Raw genomic sequence first — 18,983 nt, forward strand, 5'->3', positions numbered from 1 at the left:
CGTTCAGGCGGCTTTGTGGGCGGCGCGGATGCGGGCGAGTTCGCCGGCGAAGAAATCCTCGACGACCGGCACGACCTTGACGCCGTCATGCGGCGTGTTCGGCACGAGGTCGAAGCGGGCCGCGATGCCATGCGCGGCGAAATTGTCGCGCAGGCTCGCCAGCCGTTCCGGCCGGTTGGTGCCGGCATGGTTGGCGTCCGGCATCCAGTTGCGGCCGCCCGGCTTGTGGGTGATTTCCCAGGTCTCGAGATCGGCGGCGCCGACCACCATCTGCACCGCGACCTGCTTCATCGCGGGGATATCGAGCTGCTGCCCGAAGAGCTCGGCGAAGTTGCGCGTGCCGACCCACCAGTCGCGGCTGGGGTCGAGCAACGTGACCGAGCCTGGCGCGCCGATCGAGACGCCCCAGAGCCTGTTGGGCTGGAGCATCAGGAAGCGATGGGCGAAATGGCCGCCGCCGGAATAGCCGAACAGGCCGAAGCGATCGAAGGCGATGCCATAGCGCTCGGAGACCTCCTCGACGATGGCGAGCAGGACTTGGTCGTAACGGAGATTGCCCTCGCGCATGTACTTGAAGCCATCGCGATAGCCGTCGCCCATCACGCCGATCGGGAAGAGTGGCGCCAGGATGATGCAGTTGTTCCAGCGGGCGAAGGCCGAGAAGGCGTCGCGATAGCCGGTGAAGCCGCGGCCGGTGCCGTGCATCGCGACGATCAGCTCCGGCTTCTCGCCGCCTTCGCCCAGGCTCGGCGGGACATAGAGGCAATAGGGGAAGCGCGGATCGTGCTTCGACGAATAGATCGAGGTCGGCCCGTACTCGTAGAGCGCCTTGGCGCGGGCGGCCGCCTCGGTGTCGGGCTTGGCGGTCTGTTCGGCCACGGCGTTCACGGGCTTTCTCCTATGGCGAAATTATTGGCGCCAATTATGTCGCATGATATGGTTGGCTTCGCAACCAACTTCTTCCAGCCTGCGCGAATCCTGCTAGAGCCTTGTTTCGCTGCATTTTCCTCACGCGAACCGGTATTCACCTCGCTCGAAAATGCTTTAGAGAGCCTGCCATGACGTCCGAGCGGAAACGCAAGAACACCAGCACGCGGCGCGCCATGCTCGCCAACGAGATCGCGCAGGCGATCCGCCTGCGCGCGTTCAGGCCGGGCGAATGGCTGCGCCAGATCGACCTCGAGGAGCGCTTCCAGGCGACGCGTTTCGACGTGCGCAGCGCGCTCGACGAACTCGCCGTGCGCAAGACGATCGAGCACGTCCCGAACCGGGGCTACCGCGTCGCCGAGGTCGACCTGAAGACCTATGAGGAGATCCTCGCGACGCGGATCATTCTGGAGCGGGCCACGGCCGAAGGCATCGTCGCGCAGATCGACGACGCCGCGATCGCGCGGCTGGACGCGCTGGCGGCGCAGTTCTCCGCCGCGGTCACGACCGGGAGCCGGACCGAGCAGAGCGAGATCAACCGCGCCTTCCATCAATTCATGTACTCCTTCTGCGGCAATGCCGTGTTGGAGGAGATGATCTGGGGCCTGCGGGACCGCGGGCGCGGCTCGCAGATCACGGTGTGGAGCTCGCATGAACTGCTCCAGAAGAGCGACCGCGAGCATTACGAGATGATGGCGGCCCTGAAGGCGCGCGATGCGGGGCGGCTGGCGACCCTGATCGCGACCCATATCATCAAGGGCGCGCCCGTCGGTCCGGCCCCGGTCGAGCCGGCCTAAGCGCCGCCGTCATCTGGCGACGGAGACCTCCCAGAGGCGCGGCTTCGAGGCGACCCACGGCGCGAAGCCCTGCAGGCGCTTCGAGACGACGGCCGTGTCGACCTGATTGTAGAGGAAGATCAGCGGCGCATCGGCCAGCATCATCACGTGGAGCTGGTCGAAGATCTTGCGGCGCTCGGCCTCGTCACTGACCAGCGTCGCCTTCTCGATCAGCGCATCCGCCTCGCGATTGTCCCAGACCTTGGAGGGCAGTTTGTCCTTCGGGCCGGAGAACTGGTTGTAGCTCTGGGCCGGGTCGATGCGGGCAGAATAGCTGAAGGACATCATCTGGTAGTTGCCCTTCGAGAAGCGGTCGAGCTGGGTCGCCCATTCCAGGATCTCGATATCGGCCTTGATGCCGGCGGCCTGCAGCATCGCCTGCGCCATGATCGCGATCGGATAGCTCGGCACGGTCGAGCGCTTGTTGGCGATCAGCCTGATCGTCTCGCCCTTGTAGCCGGCCTCCGCCAAGAGCTTCTTCACGCGTGTGGGATCGTGCGTGTAGCGCTTCTTCTGGACCTCGTCGTAATAGGGCGAGGTGACATAGACCGCCGAGTTGTTGACCTTGCCGAGCCCGTTCGAGACGGCGCCGACGATCTCGTCCTGGTCGAAGGCCGCAACGATGGCCTGGCGCATGCGGACGTCGCTGAGCAGCGGGTCGCGGCTCTGGAGCAGGATGCCGTGCTTGGTGGCGCTCGGCGCCGTCAGCACCTGCAGGCCGCTCTTCTTCATCTCCGGCACGTCCTCGTCCGGCACGTCGGCAACGTCGAGCGCGCCCGACATCAGGCCGGCCTTGACCGTCGCGCCGTCCGCGATGGCGAGGAACTTGACCTCGGCCGCGAGCGGGCGCTTGGAGCCGACATAGCCGTCGCGCCTGTCGCCTGCTGGAGACAGATAGGCATCGAAGCGCTTGAGCAGGACGAATTCGCCGCGACGCCAGTCGGCGAGCTGGAACGGGCCGGTGCCGACCGGCTTGTCCCAGCTGCCATCGGCTTTCAGCGAATCCTTGTGCAGGATCGCGACCATGGCGCAGTCGGTGCGGGCCATGGTGTCCAGGAAGAGCGCGCTCGGCTTCTCCAGCTTCATCACGAAGGTCGCGGCATCGGGCGCGGTCGCTTCCGTGACCTTGAGGCCGATGCGGCCGTCGAATTCCGGCTTGCAGCGCCAGTCGGTCTTCGCGTCCATGTAGCGGTTCCAGCTCCACAGCACGTCGGCCGAGGTCATCTCGGCGCCGTTATGGAACTTCACGCCCTTCCTGAGGCGGAAGGTGTAGGTCAGCCCGTCCGGCGAGACGTCGATGGTCTCGGCGAGGAGGGGTGCGACGGCACCGTTCTCGCGATAGCCGACAAGGCCCTCGACCATGTGCAGCACCACGGCATCGGTGTTGTCGTCGCGATTGACGCCCGGATTGGTCGAGCGGATGTCGGCATTCAGCGCGACATTGATGGTCTGAGCCTGCGCCGCGCCACAGAAGAGCGCGAGCGCCAGGGCAGAGGCCGAAAAGCGGATCATTCCCGTTCCCTCGTTATCGTGTCGTCCGGGCATGCCCCATGGGGCATGCCGCGCTGTCGGATATCGCGAAGGCGAGGTGGCGGCCTTACTGGCCGGTGCTGACTTCCCAGGCGCGGGGCAGCGAGCTCAGCGTCGAGACATAGCCCTGGGTCTTGGCGCCCATCGCGCCGCCGACGATGCCGTTATAGAGCATCACCATCGGCACTTCGGCGATGAAGCGCTTGTGCAATTCGTCGAAGATCTTCTGACGCTCGGCCTTGTCGTTCACGACCATGGACTTGTCGAGCAGGGCCTGCACCTCGGGATTGTCCCAGAGTTTGCGCGGCTGCTTGTCCTTCGGGCCGGTCATCGACTCGTAGCTCAGCGCGGGGTCCATGCGGCCCGAATAGGGGAAGGCCTGCATCTGGTAGTTGCCCTTGCTGTAGCGGTCGAGCTGCGTCGCCCATTCCAGCACCTCGATCTCGACATTGAGGCCGATCGCCTGGAGCATCTGCTGGGCGACGACGGCGGCGTCGAAGCTCTCGGGATAGCGCTTGTTGGCAAGCATCACGATCTTCTCGCCCTTGTAGCCGGCCTCCGCGAGGAGCTTCTTGGCGGTGGCGGGATCGTATTTCCAGCCCTGCTTCTGGACCGGGCCGTAATAGGCGGAGAGCGCCGGCACGATCGAGTTGTTGGGCGAGCCGATGCCGTCGGTCACGGCGCCGACCAGCTCCTTGGAATCGATCGCGGCGGCGATCGCCTGGCGCAGCTTGACGTTCTGCAGCAGCGGGTCGCGCGTCTGGATGATCAGGCCGACGAGGCCCATGCTGGTGACGACCGAGGTCTTGACCTTGTCGTTCTTCTTGAGCTCGGCGATGTCGGTATTGGCGATATCCGGGACGACGTCGATATCGCCCTTCAGCAGGGCGGCCTTGGCGGTCGAGTTGTCGGGGATGACGAGGAAGCGGACCTCGTCGACCAGCGGCTTCTTGGCGCCGGTCAGGCCGTCGATCTTGCCGGGCAGCGAGGCATAGTCGGCGAAGCGCTCCAGCTTGATGTACTCGCCGCGCTTCCATTCCGCGAACTTGAACGGGCCGGTGCCGACCGGCTTGTCGAAGGCGCCGTCGGCCTTGATCGAATCCTTGTGCAGGATGCCGGTCATCGCGCAGTCGGTGCGGGCCAACGCCGAGAGGAAGAGCGCGCTCGGCTTGTCCAGCTCGAAGACGACGGTCTTGTCGTTCGGCGCCGAGATCTTCTCGACCTTGACCTGGCCGCGGCCGTCGAATTCCGAAAGGCAGCGCCAGTCGGTCTTCGGGTCCATGTAGCGGTTCCAGCTCCAGAGCACGTCGGCCGCGGTCAGCGGGGCGCCGTTATGGAACTTCACGCCCTGGCGGAGCGTGAAGGTATAGCTCTTGCCGTCCGGGGAGATGTCGATCTTCTCGGCCAGCAGCGGCTTCGGCAGCGCATCCTCGCCATAGGCGACGAGGCCCTCGACCATCTGCACGACCACGCCGTCGGTATTGGCGTCGCGGTTGACGCCCGGATTGATCGAGCGGATGTCGGCGCGCAGCTGGATCTTGAGCGCGCTCGCCCCGGCGGCCTGGACGAGGCCGCCGCACAGGAGCGCGGCGGCAAGGGCGGTGGTGGTTGTTCGGCGCATCATGTTCCCCTGTTGTTTTTTCGGTTGTGACGCGATGTCGGTGCGGGATTATTCCGCTGCTTCGGCGAGCAGCACGGGATCCTCGGTCAGGCTGTAGCGGGTGAAGACGCGGTTCTGGGCCGGCAGCGGCGCGACCTCCATGATCCCCTTGGCCGGCTGCATGATCACCATGGCGACCGTGGCCGAGAGGTTGCCCTGCTCGTTCGGGCGGGCCGGGCGGCAGACCGAATAGGGCGAGAGGAAATCGTCGAAGAAGGCCTGCTTGAGATCGTCGACGGTCAGCTTGCGGCCGGCCTCGTCGAGCAGCTTGCGGACGCGCCAGTCGCGATAGAAGCTCTCCGGCACGCGCGGGATGCCGGTGTCCTTGATCTTGGTCAGCGCGATCTGCCCGACCCAGTGGTTGGCGTGAACGATCATGCCGTCCTGCGGATAGAGCGGGAAGGCTTCGTCCGGGGCGCATTCGAAATCGATGCCGAAGCCCTTCACGGTCGAGAGCATCATGTTGTTCGAGCAGGCCTTGGGCGTGGTCGCGACGGCCTTGATCGCGAAGGCGAGATGCTCCTGCTCCAGCACCTTGCGGCGGATCAGGGCGAGCGGCACGCCGGCCTGGGTAAAGTCACGCTCGGATTCGAGATAGTTGGCGGTGATCGAGATGCCGGCCGCGTTCATGCCGCAGCGGGCGAGGCCGCCGGCCTCGACGAAGGTCAGGAAATCCGGGCCGTCGTCGCGGCGCACGCGCAGCACGATCGCCGTTTCCGCGCATTCGGCCTTCCAGTCCCAGTTCTGGCCGTGGATCAGCTCACCCGAGGCGCTGCGCTCCGGCAGGATGATCGCGCCGGTGCAGCCGTCGTCGAGCTCTTCCTGGGCCTCGACCGGCTTGTTCTTGACGAGGCGGGCCTTGGCGATGACCTCGGTGCGCGCATTGACCATGACGATGTCTTCGAGCGCGACGCCGGCGCCATCGGCGATGCCGCGCATCTCCTCGATGTAATGCGCGCCGAAGGCCTCGATCTCCTTGGCGAACTCGGCGATCAGCGCCGACTTGGCCTTGGCGTCGTAACCGAGCTCGCCGAGCTGGCCGCCATAGAGCTCGATCGAGCGCTTCACACGGCCCGGAACGGCCGCGCCGTGCTGGCGGCCGCGCTTATAAGGGGTGCCGGATACATCGACGAAGGGGCAGGGCTGGACCATGGCGCATATCTTTCCGGTATGCTGACAGGAGATCGTGCTATAGTGTATTTCATCATCAACTAAAACAATCAAGGGCCTTTCCCGATGGCGGCGCCGACCCGGCTGCAACAGGAGATCGCCGAACGCATCCTGCAGCTCGTGCGCGACGATGCGCTGGCGGCCGGTGCCTGGCTCAACGAGAACGCGACGGCGAAGCGGCTCGGCGTCTCGCGCACGCCGGTGCGTGCCGCGCTGGATCATCTCGCCGAGCAGGGCGTGGTGCGCCGGCACCTCAACAAGGGCATCGAACTGATCCAGCTGCCGGTGGCGAACGAGAGCGCCCGCCCGCCGGAGACCCTGGACCTCGCGATGGTGAGGCTGGCGCGCGAGCGCGAGAACGGCCTGCTGCCGGACGAGGTTTCGGAGCTGGAGGTGATGCGGCGCTACGAGCTCGGCCGGCCCGAGGCCCAGAAGCTGCTCGCGCGGCTGGCCGATCTCGACATGGTCGAGCGCAAGCCGGGCTATGGCTGGCGTTTCCTGCATGAGCCGCGCGACCAGCGCCTGCGCGACGAGAGTTATCGTTTCCGTCTGCTGATCGAGCCGATGGTCATGCTGGAGCCTGGCTTCCAGCTCGATCCCGGCTGGATCGCCGAGATGCGGGCGCGGCATGTCGAGGCGCTCAAGCGGCCCTGGCGGGAAGCGTCGAGCATCGCCTTCTACGAGATGAACGCCGATTTCCACGAGGGGCTGGCGGCGGCCACCGGCAACCGCTTCTTCCATTCGGCGATGCGGCGCCAGAACCAGCTCCGGCGCCTGTCGAATTATGACTGGGACCAGGGCATGGAGCGCGTGCGGGTGAACTGCACCGAGCATATGGCCATGCTCGACCATCTGGAGGCCGGCGAGAACGAGGTCGCCTCGGCGCTGATGCGCAGCCATCTGCTGCGCGCGAGCAAGCTCAGGCGGATGAGCAAGGTGGACGGCGCGGAGGGCTGACGCAGCGTCGCCCGTTCATCGGATGGCGGCCTTGCCGTCGCGGTGGTTGACCTCGCGGCGATTTGGGCCAGCAATGGCCGATATCCCGAATCCGACAGGTCGCGTGCCATGACGATCCATCAGCCTCCGCAAGCCATCGATCCCGCCAAGCTCGACAAGCTGGCCGAAGTGGCCATCCGCGTCGGCCTCAATCTCCAGCCGGGGCAGGACCTGTTCCTGACCGCACCCGTCGCGGCGCTGCCGCTGGTGCGACGCATCGCCGAGCACGCCTACAAGGCGGGCGCCGGCATCGTCACGCCGATGCTGGCCGACGAGGAGGTGACGCTGGCGCGCTACCGCTTTGCGCCGGATGCGAGCTTCGACAAGGCGCCGGCCTGGCTCTACAAGGGCGTCGCCGAGGCCTTTTCCGCCAATACCGCGCGGCTCGCGATCGTCGGCGACAATCCGATGCTGCTGGCGAACGAGGACCCGGCCAAGGTCGGGCGTGCCAGCAAGGCGAATTCGCTGGCCTATCAGCCGGCGCTGGAGAAGATCGCCGGCTTCGACATCAACTGGAACATCCTGGCCTTTCCGAGCGCGGCCTGGGCCCGGCAGGTGTTTCCCGATGATGCCGAGGAGGTCGCGGTCGGCAAGCTGGCGGAGGCGATCTTCTCGGCTTCGCGCATCGATCAGGCCGATCCGGTCGCGGCCTGGGCCGCGCATAACGCGGCGCTGCGGGCGCGGCGCGACTGGCTGAACGGCCAGCGCTTCGCCGCGCTGCATTTCACCGGGCCCGGCACCGATCTCACGGTGGGACTTGCCGATGGTCATGACTGGCAGGGCGGCGCCTCGCCGGCCAAGAACGGCATCGTCTGCAACCCGAATATCCCGACCGAAGAGGTCTTCACCACGCCGCATGCGCGCCGGGTCGAGGGCCATGTCTCCAGCACCAAGCCGCTCTCCTATCAGGGTTCGCTGATCGACGAGATTCAGGTGCGCTTCGAGGGCGGGCGGATCGTCGAGGCCAAGGCCTCGCGCGGCGAGGCGGTGCTGAACAAGGTGCTCGACACTGACGAGGGCGCGCGCCGGCTCGGCGAAGTCGCGCTGGTGCCGCATTCCTCGCCGATCTCGAAAAGCGGTATCCTGTTCTACAACACGCTCTTCGACGAGAACGCGTCCTGCCATATCGCGCTCGGGCAGTGCTATTCGAAATGCTTCGTCGACGGCGCGAACCTGACGCCGGAGCAGATCGCGGCGCAAGGCGGCAACAAGAGCCTGATTCATATCGACTGGATGATCGGCTCCGGCGAGGTCGATATCGACGGCGTCCACGCGGATGGTCGCCGCGTGCCGGTGTTCCGCAAGGGCGAGTGGGCCTGAGCGGCTCGGGCCGCGTCAGCCCGCGTTCGCCCGGAGCCAGTCTCCCAGCGATGGGCGGTGATGCCCGTCACGCCCGGTCGTGGCGGGGGCTGCGACCATCGCGTTGAGCACGGCTTCCTGCGTCGCTTCAGTGGCGGCGCGGAAGAGCGTGTCGATGCGGTTCTCGTTGAGCGCGCGCAATGGCACGAGGTCATCAGGCTGATCGTGATCGACGGGACAGGCCGTGGTGAAGGCGACGGCGATGTCGCCGCTGCCATTGCCCCAGAAGGCACCGAGCCGGGCGAGGCCGGCGCCGCCACGCCGCGCGACGCGGTGGAGCTGCCGCGATTCCAGCGGCACGTCGGTGGCGATGACCAGGATGACCGAGCCGCGCTCGTTCTGCGGTTTCGCCTCCGGCGGAACCGGGCGGCGGCCATCGGGCAGGACGAGATCGCCGGCATTGCCGAAATTGGCGAGCGCCAGCAGGCCGAGCGTATGCTCCACACCGTCAAGAGCGAAGCGGCGCGAGGCCGTGCCGATGCCGCCCTTGAAGCCGAAGGCGCTCATGCCGGTGCCGGCGCCGACGGCGCCTTCCGTGACAGGGCCGGACGTGGCGGCATCGAGCGCGCCGAAGGCGTGGGCCCCGGTCAGCGCGCGGGCGCGGATGTCGGAGAGATAGCCGTCATTGCATTCGAGCACGACCGGATTGACCGTGCCGGTCTGCCGGCCGATGTCCGGATTGGCGGCGAGCGCGCGCGTCACCAGCGCGTCGAAGCCGGTACCGACGGCAAGCGTGTTGCCGAGCAGGAGCGGCGTCTCGATCTGGCCGAGCTCGGCGAGCTGCATCAGCCCGGCGCTCTTGCCGAAGCCGTTGATGACATCGACCGCGGCGCGCACCTTCCGGCGGAAGAGGTTGCCGTCATGTGGCAACAGGGCCGTGAAGCCGGTTCGCAGGTCGCCCTCGTTCAGGGTGGTATGCCCGAGCTTGACGCCGGGCACGTCGGTGATCGCGTTGAGCGGGCCGGGCTGCTGGATGCCGCAGGTGAGGCCGAAATCGCGAAGGCGCTGGGTCATGGCGTGGTCCGGTAAGGCTGTGGCATCGGCCCGAAAAGTGGTGCGCGGTTTTCGGGGAAAGCCGATGCCAAATCAAAAAGTTCGGATCAGCGTGGCAGGCTCGTGCCGAGCCCCTGCTTGCGGGCTTTCTCGACGACGAGATGGGCGAGCGCGAGATCGGCCAGCGCGACGCCGCGGAAGCAGAAGAAGGAACGGCTTGTCGGTGCTGTCGGGTGCGGCGCGGCGGCCAGTTCCGCCATGTCATGGCCAAAGCTGACGGTCGTGACCGGGTTGCCGGCGGCGTCATAGGGCGCGCGCGACTGCTCCAGACTGTCGGTGGCGAGGATATCGAAGGCCGGCAGCGTCTCCGGCAGCCAGCTCCGGCCGGTATCGACGGCGGCGGCGAAGGCGATGGGTTTCAGGCGTCGCGCATCGAGAAACGGCGTCATGCCCGGGCCGCCCGGCACCATCGAGATCACGATATCGCTCTGCGCCAGCAGGGCGTCGGCATCATCAAGCACCTGCGCCGTGAGGCCGGCCCCGCGCGCCGTCTCCGCGAGCCGTTCGGCCGAGGCGCGGCTGCGGCTCATCGCGAGCGCTGTCGTCAGGTCGGGATAAAGCGCGCGGAAAGCGGCGAGATGGGCATGGGCCTGCAAGCCGCAGCCGACGAAGCCGATGGTGCGGGGCGCGGCCGGCGCGAGGCGCGAGGCGGCAGCGGCGGTGATCGCGGCGGTGCGGATCAGCGTGATCTCGTCGCCGTCGAGGATCGCGCGCGGCATGCCCGTCGCATAGTCGTTCAGGCAGATTAGCGCGCTGACGGCGGGCAGCGCCGAGCCTGCCGCGACCGGCGCCATCGCGACCCATTTCACCGTGGCGATCTGCCGGGCGGAGGAGGCGGCCGTCATCGCCTGGAAGCCGTGTCCCGGCCCAAGCATCAGCGCCGTCTTCGGGATGCTCCGGTCCAGCCCGGCGGCATGGTCGCGAAAGCCTTGCAGAACAGCCTCGCGCGCCTCGTCCGGCGAGATCGCCAGCGCCCGCACGTCGTCGCGCGAAAGATACAGCAGGCTGTCGCTCATCCGGGGCTCTCCATGACGCGGGCCAAGACCCGAAGCGGCATGGAAGCCGGGATACAGCGTGGCCGGAGCGGCGTCGAGGCGCGCGCCGTCGCTCACGTTACGGAAGGAAAACGCAGTCACAGGATTGACATCTTTCTTAACTGGCGTATTTTCCCTCTTATTGCAACTCAAGTTCCATTTTTTGGAACTAACAAGGTTGATCGCGATGTCGATCCTGTCGTCGGCCGTGGATGTGCTGCGCTGCTTCTCCAGCACACGCCATGATGTGACGGTTACGGATCTGGTCACGCTGCTGGGCATGCCGAAGAGCAATGCCTCGCGCCTGCTCCGGGCGATGCGCGACGAGGGGCTGCTGGAGACGGTCGGCGAGAGCAAGCGCTACCGGCCCTCGCTCCTGCTCAATCAGGTCGGTCATCTCTATCGTTTCGCCGCATCGCTGATCGACCGCGCGGATGCCGTGGTCGGCGGAATCTCCGACCGGATCGGCCATACCGGCTATGTCAGCGTCCGCCGCGGCACCGAGATCGTCGCGGTGACCGCCCATCCCGGCCGCCATGCGCTCCGGGTCGTCACCTCGATCGGCGATCGCATCCCCGCCTTCGCGTCCAGCACCGGCCGAGCCCTGCTGGCGCGCCTGCCTGACGACCAGATCCGCGCGCTCTATCCGGCCGGTTTCACCTCCCCATCCGAGACTGCGCCGCGCGACATGGACGACCTGCTGGGCCGTCTCGCCCGCATCCGCGGCGAGGGCTTCGCCGAATCCCGCGACGAGGCGGTGCGCGGCGTGCGCGCGCTTTCGGTCGCGGTCGGCGATCCCGCGACCGGCGACGAGGTCGCGCTCTGCCTGTCGTTCCCGGCCGCGACGGTCGAGCCGGCCGAGCGCGTCGCCATCATCCGCTCGCTCGGGGAGGGCGCCGCCGAGATCGCGGCCCTGACCCATGACAACCGCTTCTACCCCTTGAACCTCTCAATCGCGGAGACCGCTCCATGAGCAATCGTTGGCGTATCGGCTTCGACATCGGCGGCACCTTCACCGACTTCATCCTCTACGATTCGCAGGAGCGTTCGGTCCGGCTGCACAAGCGCCTGACCACGCCGCATGACCCTTCCGAAGCGGCGCTGATCGGCCTCGGCGAACTCACCGAGATGGCCGGAATCACGCTGGCCGATGTCGGCGACATCGTCCACGGCACGACGCTCGTCACCAATGCCGTGATCGAGCGCAAGGGCTCGAAGCTCGGCCTGATCACCACCAGAGGCTTCCGCGACATCCTCGAAATGGGCACGGAGCAGCGCTACGACATCTACGACCTGTTCCTGACCTTCCCCGATCCGCTGGTCTCGCGCGAGCACCGCCTCGAAGTGGCCGAGCGCATCGACCGCGATGGCAATGTGGTCACCGCGCTCGATGCGGACGCCGTGCGCAAGGCCGCCCGTGAGCTTGAAGCCGCCGGTTGCGAGGCGATCGCGGTCTGCTTCCTCAACAGCTACCGCAATCCCGCGCATGAGCAGGGGGCCGGCCGCATCGTCCGCGAGACCTGCCCGGAGCTGACCGTCTCGCTGTCGAGCGAGGTCGTGGCCGAGATCTGGGAATACCAGCGCTTCGTCACCACCGCTGCGAACGCTTATGTCCAGCCGCTGATGCGCCGCTACCTTCACCGGCTGGAGCGCGAGCTTGCGGCGCGCGCCTTCACCGGTTCACTCCGGCTGATGCATTCGGCCGGCGGTCTCGTCTCGCCCGAGACGGCGCGCACCTTCCCGATCCGCCTGCTGGAGAGCGGCCCGGCCGGCGGCGGCCTCGCTACGGCCCTGTTCGGCGAGCTTGCCGGCCATAAGGACGTGATCTCCTTCGACATGGGCGGCACCACCGCCAAGGCCTGCATGATCGAGGACGGCCGCGCCGAGATCGCGCCGATGCTCGAAGCCGGCCGCGTCAACCGCTTCGCCAAGGGGTCCGGCCTGCCGATCAAGGCGCCCGTCATCGACATGATCGAGATCGGCGCCGGCGGCGGCTCGATCGCGGCGATCGACGAGGTCGGCCTGCTCAAGGTCGGCCCGCATTCGGCCGGCTCCGACCCCGGCCCGGCCTGCTACGGCATGGGCGGCGTGAAGCCGACCGTGACCGACGCCAATCTCGTGCTCGGCTATTACGACCCCACCTTCTTCCTGGGCGGGCGCATGGCGCTCGACCTTGAAGCCGCGCGCAAGGCCGTCTCGACCGTTGCCGCGCCGCTCGGCCTCTCGATCGAGGAAGCCGCCTGGGGCATCCACAAGGTCGTGGTCGAGAGCATGGGCGCCGCCGCCCGCGTCCATCTCGTCGAGAAGGGCAAGGACCCTCGCCATTACGCCATGGTCGGCTTCGGCGGCGCCGGCCCGGCCCATGCCGTCGACGTCGCCCGCGTGCTTGGCGTCAGGCAGGTCATCATCCCGCCCGCTTCCGGCGCGGCTTCCGCGCTCGGCTTCCTCGCCGCGCCGCTCTCCTTCGACATGGTGCGTTCGCTGCCGGTCGAGTTCTCCGAGGGCTTCGATGCGGCCGCCGTCAATGCCGTGCTCAGCGATCTCGAGGTCGAGGGCCGCAAGCACCTGACCGAGGCCGGGGTGAAGCCCGCCGACGTCACGGTCGAGCGCACGGCCGATATGCGCCTCGTCGGCCAGATGCACGACATCTCCGTGCCGCTGCCGGCCGGGACGATCGATGCGTCGAGCCTGGAGGCCATCCGCGCGGCCTTCAGCAAGGCCTATTCCGCCCGCTACACCTCGGTCTATGAAGGCGCCCGGCTGGAGGCGATCAACTTCCGCGTCCGCTGCGCCGGCCCGGTGCCGATGCTCTCGCTTTCCGGCGCGGCCGGCGGCGGCGACGCCACCAACAAGATCAAGGGCACCCGCAAGGCCTGGTTCGAGGGCGGCTGGAGCGAGGCTTCGGTCTATGACCGCTACGCCCTGCGCTCCGGCGACACCGTCAAGGGGCCGGCGATCATCGAGGAGCGCGAGTCGACCACGATCGTGCCGCCCGGCGACAGCGTCAGCATCGACGACGTCCTGAACCTGATCGTCCATGTCGCCCAGCCGAACGCGGCCGAGACGACGATCACCGCCGACATGCCGCTGGCCGAGGCCGCGCGCCGGATCGAGGCCGATCCGATCTCGCTGGAGATCATGTGGAGCCGGATGATCAACGTCGTCGAGGAGATGTGGCTGACCGTCTGCCGCACCGCCTTCTCGCTGGTGATCTCGGAAGCGCAGGACTTCGCCTGCGAATTGCTCGACCCCGAAGGCGAGACGCTGGCGCATTCGCCCCGCGCCATGCCGGTGTTCAACCTGACGCTGCCGCGCGCGGTCAAGGCGCTGCTGGAGCGCTACCCGGCCGAGACGCTGAAGCCCGGCGACGTGCTCATCACCAACGACCCCTGGCTCTGCGCCGGCCATCTCTTCGATATCGCGGTGGTGACGCCGGTCTTCCTTGGCAACCGCGTCGTCGGCCTGATGGGTACGGTCGGCCATGTCTCGGATATCGGCGGCACCAAGGATTCGCTCCGGGCCCGCGAGATCTACGAGGAAGGCTTCCAGATCCCGCCGATGAAGCTCTACGAGGCCGGCCGGATCAACGAGACGCTGGTGCGCCTGCTCGGTGAGAACGTGCGCAATTCCGAGCAGGTGCTCGGCGACCTGCATTCCTTCGTCGCGGCCAACGCGATCGGCGCCGAGCGCCTGCAATCCTTCCTGACCGATTACGGCATGCAGGACCTCCGGGCGCTCGCCCATGTCGTGCAAAGCCGGTCGGAGAAGGCGATGCGCGAGGCGATCCGCGCGCTGCCGGACGGCGTCTATCACGGCACGGTCTCGAACAACCCGCTGGGCACGCCGATGACCTATCCGCTGGCGCTGACGGTGAAGGACGACACGATCCATCTCGATTTCGCCGGTGCTCCGCCGCAGCTGGCGCAGGGCGGGCTGAACTGCACGCTCAACTACACGATGGCGCATGCGACCTATCCGTTGAAATGCATGCTGACGCCGTCGGTGCGCGGCAATGCCGGCTGCTACCGCGCCTTCTCGATCGATGCGCCGAAGGGCTCGATCCTGAACTGCGACAAGCCGCTGGCGGTGAACCTGCGCACGCGCACCGGCTGGTATCTGGCGCCGAATATCTTCCGCGCGCTCTCCAAGGCGGCGCCGAAGCAGGTCCAGGCCTTCACCGGCCTGCCCGTCGCGGCGAGCGTCTATGGTCGCGACGCCGCTGGCGAGACCTATTCCGACATGCTCTTCGTCGGGGGCGGCCAGGGTGGTTCGGCCCAGGGCGACGGCAAGTCCGGTCTGCTCTACCCGACTTCCGCCGCGAACACCTCGATCGAGACCTTCGAATCGCGCGTTCCGGTGCTGGTGGTCGAGAAGACCTATCTCACCGACTCCGGCGGCGCCGGCCAGCATCGCGGCGGCCTCGGACAGCGCGTGCGCCTGCGCAAGCTCTCCGATGATGGCCTGCCGACGCTGGTCTCGCTCTATCCGGAAGGGGTCAACAACCCGATCCCGGGCCTGTTCGGCGGCAAGGCCGGCGGCGGCGCGTCCGGCCGGGTGATCGACGAGCAGGGTCAGGTGCTGAAGGACGTCGGCACCGGCGATCTCGTCCAGGTGCGGCAGCCGCAGGAGATCGTCGAGCTCGTGCTCGCCGGTGGCGCTGGCTACGGCCCGGCTGCCGAGCGCTCGCGGGAGGCGATCGCCCGCGACATCGCGCTCGGGCTGGTCTCGCCGGACGCCGCCAAGCGCGATTACGGCGTGCAGGGCGCGCATGCCACGCAGGATGTCGGTGAGGCCAAGGCCGGCATCCTGGTCGCCTGAGCCGCAGGGATCACAACGCACACGCCCGACAGGGGCCAATAAGGGGACAGAGGCATGACCAATCCAACTGAGGGGGTGCCTCAGAAGCACCCCAGCCTGTTCGAGCCGGCGACGCTCTTGCTCATCGCCGTGCTCTGCGTCTTCGGCGCGATCATCGGCATGCAGCTTCTGGTGTCGCTCGGCATCACCGCCAACACCTCGCTGATCGGGGCGCTCGCCGCCATGGCGCTGGCGCGCGTGCCGCTCGCGATCTTCGCCCGCTACCGCTCGATCCATGTGCAGAACCTAGCCCAGAGCGCGATCTCCTCGGCGACGTTCGGCGCCGCGAACAGCCTGCTTCTGCCGGTCGGCATTCCCTGGCTGCTCGGCCGGCCGGACCTCGTCCTGCCGATGCTGGCGGGCGCCTTCTTCGCCATGCTGCTCGATGCCTATCTGCTCTATCGGATGTTCGATTCCCGCGTCTTCCCGGCGACGGGCGCCTGGCCTCCGGGCGTCGCCGCCGCCGAGGCGATCAAGGCCGGCGACGAGGGTGGGCGCAAGGCGGTGCTGATGGGCATTGGCTTTGGTACCGGCATCGCCGCCTCCTTCGTCAAGATTCCGCTGGCCTGGATCGGCTTCGCCGGCTCGACCGCCGTCTCCGGCATCCCGATGTCGGCCTTCGGCGTCGCCTTCATCGGCAATATCTGGGCGCTGCTGATGTTCGGCATCGGCCTCTTGCTGCGCGGCTATTCCGGCCAGCTCTTCAGCGGTCCGACCTTCGCGAACCTCATTCCCAAGGGCGACCTGATGGCCGCCTATATTCCGCATGGCTTCATGATCGGCGCCGGCTTGGTGGCGCTCTTGCAGGTCGCGCTGCTGCTGTTCCGTCGCGGCGAGGGCAAGGCCGATGAGGCCAGGGCCGGCGTCAGCGATGCCGAGGTGAAGCGGGCGCTTGGGCTCGGAACCGTCGGCTATCTCGCGATCGCCGTGTTCATCGCCGTGGTCGGCGGGCTGATGAGCGACATGTCGGTGGGCATGCTGATCCTGTTCGTGCTCTACGCCGCCTTCGCGGCCTATGTGCATGAATTGATCGTCGGCCTCGCCGCGATGCATTCCGGCTGGTTCCCGGCCTTCGCGGTGGCGCTGATCACGCTGATCATCGGCATGCTCTTGGGCTTCCCGATGCCGGCGCTCGCGCTGCTCGTCGGCTTCTCGGCCGCGACCGGCCCGGCCTTCGCCGATATGGGCTACGACCTGAAGGCCGGCTATCTGCTGCGCGGTAACGGTGCCAACCCTGCTTTCGAGCTGGAGGGCCGCCGCCAGCAGCTCTTCGCCGCGATGTTCGCCTTCGTCGTGGCGGGCGCGGTGGTTCTGGTCTCCTACCAGTCCTTCTTCGACCAGAACCTCGTCGCTCCCGTGAACAAGGTCTATGCCGCGACGATCAAGGCCGGCGTGGCTGATGGCGTCGCCTGGCAGCTCTTCATCTGGGCGATCCCCGGCGCGATCCTGCAGTTCATCGGTGGGCCGAAGCGGCAGATCGGCGTGCTCTTCGCCACCGGCCTCTTGATCAACTTCCCGATGGCGGGCTGGGCGGTGCTGGCGGGCATCCTTTGCCGGATCGTCTGGGAGAAGCTGCGCGGCGCGAGCGGCGAGGGCGACATGGAGGTCTTTGCCGCGGGCGTCATCGCGGGCGACGCGATCTTCTCCTTCTTCGACTCCGTCTCGAAGAATTTCTGGAAGCGTTGAACGAGACAGGCCTCGGGGCGACCGTCCCGAGGCCTTTTCATTGCGAAAGGGGTGGGGCGCCATGAGCAAGCTGGGTACGCTGACCATCGGCCAGGCGCCGCGCGCCGACATCACGCCGATCCTCGACGACGTGCTAGATGCGCGCCTGCCGCGCCGCCATGCCGGCGTGCTGGACGGCTTGAGCCGTGCCGAGATCGAGCGCGGTTTCGCGGCCGAGGCCGGAAAGCCAGTGCTGATCACCAAACTGCTCGACGGCAGCGCGGTGATCATCGACCGCGCCCGTACCGAGAGGGCGGCGCAGAGCAAGCTCGCCATGCTGGAGGCCGAGGGCTGCACCACCATCCTGATGCTCTGTACCGGGCATTTCGAGAGCCTGAGGACGCAGACAGCGCGATTGATCGAGCCGGACCGCATCCTGCCGCCGACCGTGGCGGCGCTGGTGCAGGGCGCCCAGCTCGGCATCATCGTGCCGCTGGCCGAGCAGATTGCGTCCGAAGCCGGGAAATGGGCACCGCTCGGGCGCGCGCCGCTCTATGCCGCCGCCTCGCCCTATAATGGTGGCGGGGCTTCCGTATCGGAGGCGGCGCGCGATCTCGCCCGGCGCGGGGCGCAGATCCTGCTGATGGATTGCATGGGCTTCGTCGAGCGGCATCGCCGCGAGGCGAGGGAAGCCGGGCTGCCGGTCATCCTCTCCAACAGCCTGATCGCCAAGCTGATCTCCGAGATCACCTGACCACAGACGCCGACGCAAAAGAAAAGGCCGCCCGAGGGCGGCCTTTCGCGTCTGCAAAGGAGCAGGTCTCACTTCGGCGCGAAGACGCCGACGCTGCTCGCCGTGATGTCGAAGGAGAGCGTGGCGACGACGGCCGCGCCGCACCATTTCGAACGGCCGCTGGCGGTCGTGATGCCGCGCGGATCGGCCGTCAGCGCGAAGCACTCGGTCTTCGACAACGTGGTGTCGTGATAGCGCACGTCGGCCGTGATGTTCTTCCAGTTATAGGACACGCCGGCATTCCAGTAGGTGTAGTCGGGCAGGTTCGTCGGCGGCACGGTTGACCAGATCGCGAGATTGGTGGTGCCGAGCCAGTAATGGCCGAGCTCGCCGGAGACCGAGAGACCTTCCAGGAAGGGTAGATTGTACTTGGCGGTCACCGAGGCGTAAGTGCCGCTCGCGCCCGTGCCGAGCCAGTCCCAGGCGTAGTAGACATTGGCACCGAGCGTCAGGGTTTCCGCAAAGGTGTAGGAGACCTTGCCGTAGACCTCGGTGTAATCCGTGTTCTTCGGCGTCCAGAACACGCCGGCGGTGTCGATGAACTGCTTCTCGCTCGGGTAATAGTACTGCATCACGCCGAGGTCGAAGGCGAGGTCGCCGAATTTCGGGCGGATGCCGCCGTAGAAGTCGATCTCGGCATCGGGACGCGTCGCGAGATCGACGCTGGCGCCGTAGACGCCGAGATAGAACAGGTTGTTGTAGATTTGCAGCTCGGCGCCGCCGCCGATGCCGGGCTTGCGGTCGGTCTGCGAGATGCCGCGGAAATTATAGTCGGTCTGGGCCTTCACATTGAGGGCGATGTCGAACCAGGTGATTGCCGGAACGACGGGGGCGGGTGGCGCGCCCTTCTTGCTCGGCAGGTCGGCGGCCTGGGCGCCGCTGATGCTGGCCGCCAAGGTTAGGCCCAGAATCGAGGAACGGAAGAGATCAGGCATCTGCAAAAACCCCTCGCCGCGCAGTGATCGCGCTGTCACGCCATCAAGCGGGTGGGGCCGGATTTCCCGCAAGGCGAGCTTTTGGGCTGATCGCACACGCAAAAAGCAAAGGCCCCCGAAACGGGGGCCTTCGCGCCTGCAAAAAAGGCAGTCCGGATTATCTGGCCG

At 67.2% G+C, this 18,983-nt stretch carries 14 protein-coding genes; 7 read left to right on the top strand and 7 right to left on the bottom strand.

Going from position 1 to position 18,983, the window contains the following annotated elements:
• Positions 1 to 3: 3 nt before the first annotated feature.
• Positions 4 to 888 (bottom strand): alpha/beta hydrolase family protein, encoded by an 885-nt coding sequence (locus WFK61_RS04000; protein ID WP_336810241.1) that lies wholly within the window; start codon positions 886 to 888, stop codon positions 4 to 6.
• Between the two features lie 170 nt (positions 889 to 1,058).
• Between WFK61_RS04000 and WFK61_RS04005 the strand changes: the two genes are divergently transcribed.
• Positions 1,059 to 1,724, top strand: coding sequence for a GntR family transcriptional regulator (locus WFK61_RS04005; RefSeq protein WP_336810242.1), 666 nt, complete (start codon positions 1,059 to 1,061; stop codon positions 1,722 to 1,724).
• Between the two features lie 9 nt (positions 1,725 to 1,733).
• Here the strand turns inward: WFK61_RS04005 and WFK61_RS04010 are convergent, their stop codons facing one another.
• The 3 genes from WFK61_RS04010 to WFK61_RS04020 form a co-directional block, all read right to left on the bottom strand.
• Positions 1,734 to 3,275, bottom strand: coding sequence for an ABC transporter substrate-binding protein (locus tag WFK61_RS04010; RefSeq protein WP_336810243.1), 1,542 nt, complete (start codon positions 3,273 to 3,275; stop codon positions 1,734 to 1,736).
• Positions 3,276 to 3,360: 85 nt separating this feature from the next.
• Positions 3,361 to 4,917, bottom strand: a complete 1,557-nt coding sequence (locus tag WFK61_RS04015) for an ABC transporter substrate-binding protein (protein ID WP_336810244.1) — start codon at positions 4,915 to 4,917, stop codon at positions 3,361 to 3,363.
• Between the two features lie 45 nt (positions 4,918 to 4,962).
• On the bottom strand, positions 4,963 to 6,105 hold the full coding sequence (locus WFK61_RS04020; protein WP_336810245.1) for a C45 family peptidase: 1,143 nt from the start codon (positions 6,103 to 6,105) through the stop codon (positions 4,963 to 4,965).
• An 84-nt stretch (positions 6,106 to 6,189) separates the two neighbouring features.
• Here WFK61_RS04020 and WFK61_RS04025 point away from each other — a divergent pair, with 84 nt between their 5' ends.
• Positions 6,190 to 7,080, top strand: a complete 891-nt coding sequence (locus WFK61_RS04025) for a GntR family transcriptional regulator (protein WP_336810246.1) — start codon at positions 6,190 to 6,192, stop codon at positions 7,078 to 7,080.
• A gap of 108 nt (positions 7,081 to 7,188) precedes the next feature.
• The gene (locus WFK61_RS04030; RefSeq protein ID WP_336810247.1) at positions 7,189 to 8,439 is read left to right on the top strand and encodes an aminopeptidase; all 1,251 of its coding nucleotides are present in this window, start codon (positions 7,189 to 7,191) and stop codon (positions 8,437 to 8,439) included.
• Between the two features lie 15 nt (positions 8,440 to 8,454).
• Here the strand turns inward: WFK61_RS04030 and WFK61_RS04035 are convergent, their stop codons facing one another.
• Complete coding sequence (locus WFK61_RS04035; protein ID WP_336810248.1) at positions 8,455 to 9,492, bottom strand: DmpA family aminopeptidase; 1,038 nt, start codon at positions 9,490 to 9,492, stop codon at positions 8,455 to 8,457.
• Between the two features lie 86 nt (positions 9,493 to 9,578).
• A complete protein-coding gene (locus WFK61_RS04040; RefSeq protein WP_336810249.1) occupies positions 9,579 to 10,547 on the bottom strand; it encodes a hypothetical protein in 969 nt (322 codons plus the stop codon).
• A 205-nt stretch (positions 10,548 to 10,752) separates the two neighbouring features.
• Here WFK61_RS04040 and WFK61_RS04045 point away from each other — a divergent pair, with 205 nt between their 5' ends.
• The 4 genes from WFK61_RS04045 to WFK61_RS04060 all read left to right on the top strand — a co-directional run bounded on the left by WFK61_RS04045 (position 10,753) and on the right by WFK61_RS04060 (position 17,841).
• Positions 10,753 to 11,538 carry an IclR family transcriptional regulator gene (locus tag WFK61_RS04045; RefSeq protein WP_336810250.1) on the top strand — a complete coding sequence of 262 codons (786 nt, stop codon included), beginning with the start codon at positions 10,753 to 10,755 and terminating at the stop codon, positions 11,536 to 11,538.
• The gene (locus WFK61_RS04050) at positions 11,535 to 15,383 is read left to right on the top strand and encodes a hydantoinase B/oxoprolinase family protein (RefSeq protein WP_336810251.1); all 3,849 of its coding nucleotides are present in this window, start codon (positions 11,535 to 11,537) and stop codon (positions 15,381 to 15,383) included. The genes WFK61_RS04045 and WFK61_RS04050 overlap by 4 nt, the downstream gene beginning before the upstream one ends.
• Before the next feature lie 54 nt (positions 15,384 to 15,437).
• The gene (locus WFK61_RS04055; protein WP_336810252.1) at positions 15,438 to 17,108 is read left to right on the top strand and encodes an OPT/YSL family transporter; all 1,671 of its coding nucleotides are present in this window, start codon (positions 15,438 to 15,440) and stop codon (positions 17,106 to 17,108) included.
• 61 nt (positions 17,109 to 17,169) lie between these two features.
• Positions 17,170 to 17,841 carry an AroM family protein gene (locus WFK61_RS04060; RefSeq protein ID WP_336810253.1) on the top strand — a complete coding sequence of 224 codons (672 nt, stop codon included), beginning with the start codon at positions 17,170 to 17,172 and terminating at the stop codon, positions 17,839 to 17,841.
• A gap of 68 nt (positions 17,842 to 17,909) precedes the next feature.
• Here the strand turns inward: WFK61_RS04060 and WFK61_RS04065 are convergent, their stop codons facing one another.
• Entirely contained in the window at positions 17,910 to 18,815 is a 906-nt protein-coding gene (locus tag WFK61_RS04065; protein ID WP_336810254.1) for a TorF family putative porin, read from the bottom strand.
• Positions 18,816 to 18,983 lie beyond the last annotated feature (168 nt).

It is taken from the genome of Allobosea sp. MMO-172, assembly GCF_037147855.1.
Taxonomy (GTDB): Bacteria; Pseudomonadota; Alphaproteobacteria; order Rhizobiales; family Beijerinckiaceae; genus Allobosea.

Excerpts from the sequence above, each read along its gene's own strand:
- WFK61_RS04005 (WP_336810242.1), top strand. The coding sequence starts at position 1,059 with ATGACGTCCGAGCGGAAACGCAAGAACACCAGCACGCGGCGCGCCATG.
- WFK61_RS04010 (WP_336810243.1), bottom strand. The coding sequence starts at position 3,275 with ATGATCCGCTTTTCGGCCTCTGCCCTGGCGCTCGCGCTCTTCTGTGGC.
- WFK61_RS04015 (WP_336810244.1), bottom strand. The coding sequence starts at position 4,917 with ATGATGCGCCGAACAACCACCACCGCCCTTGCCGCCGCGCTCCTGTGC.
- WFK61_RS04020 (WP_336810245.1), bottom strand. The coding sequence starts at position 6,105 with ATGGTCCAGCCCTGCCCCTTCGTCGATGTATCCGGCACCCCTTATAAG.
- WFK61_RS04025 (WP_336810246.1), top strand. The coding sequence starts at position 6,190 with ATGGCGGCGCCGACCCGGCTGCAACAGGAGATCGCCGAACGCATCCTG.
- WFK61_RS04030 (WP_336810247.1), top strand. The coding sequence starts at position 7,189 with ATGACGATCCATCAGCCTCCGCAAGCCATCGATCCCGCCAAGCTCGAC.
- WFK61_RS04035 (WP_336810248.1), bottom strand. The coding sequence starts at position 9,492 with ATGACCCAGCGCCTTCGCGATTTCGGCCTCACCTGCGGCATCCAGCAG.
- WFK61_RS04040 (WP_336810249.1), bottom strand. The coding sequence starts at position 10,547 with ATGAGCGACAGCCTGCTGTATCTTTCGCGCGACGACGTGCGGGCGCTG.
- WFK61_RS04045 (WP_336810250.1), top strand. The coding sequence starts at position 10,753 with ATGTCGATCCTGTCGTCGGCCGTGGATGTGCTGCGCTGCTTCTCCAGC.
- WFK61_RS04050 (WP_336810251.1), top strand. The coding sequence starts at position 11,535 with ATGAGCAATCGTTGGCGTATCGGCTTCGACATCGGCGGCACCTTCACC.
- WFK61_RS04055 (WP_336810252.1), top strand. The coding sequence starts at position 15,438 with ATGACCAATCCAACTGAGGGGGTGCCTCAGAAGCACCCCAGCCTGTTC.
- WFK61_RS04060 (WP_336810253.1), top strand. The coding sequence starts at position 17,170 with ATGAGCAAGCTGGGTACGCTGACCATCGGCCAGGCGCCGCGCGCCGAC.
- WFK61_RS04065 (WP_336810254.1), bottom strand. The coding sequence starts at position 18,815 with ATGCCTGATCTCTTCCGTTCCTCGATTCTGGGCCTAACCTTGGCGGCC.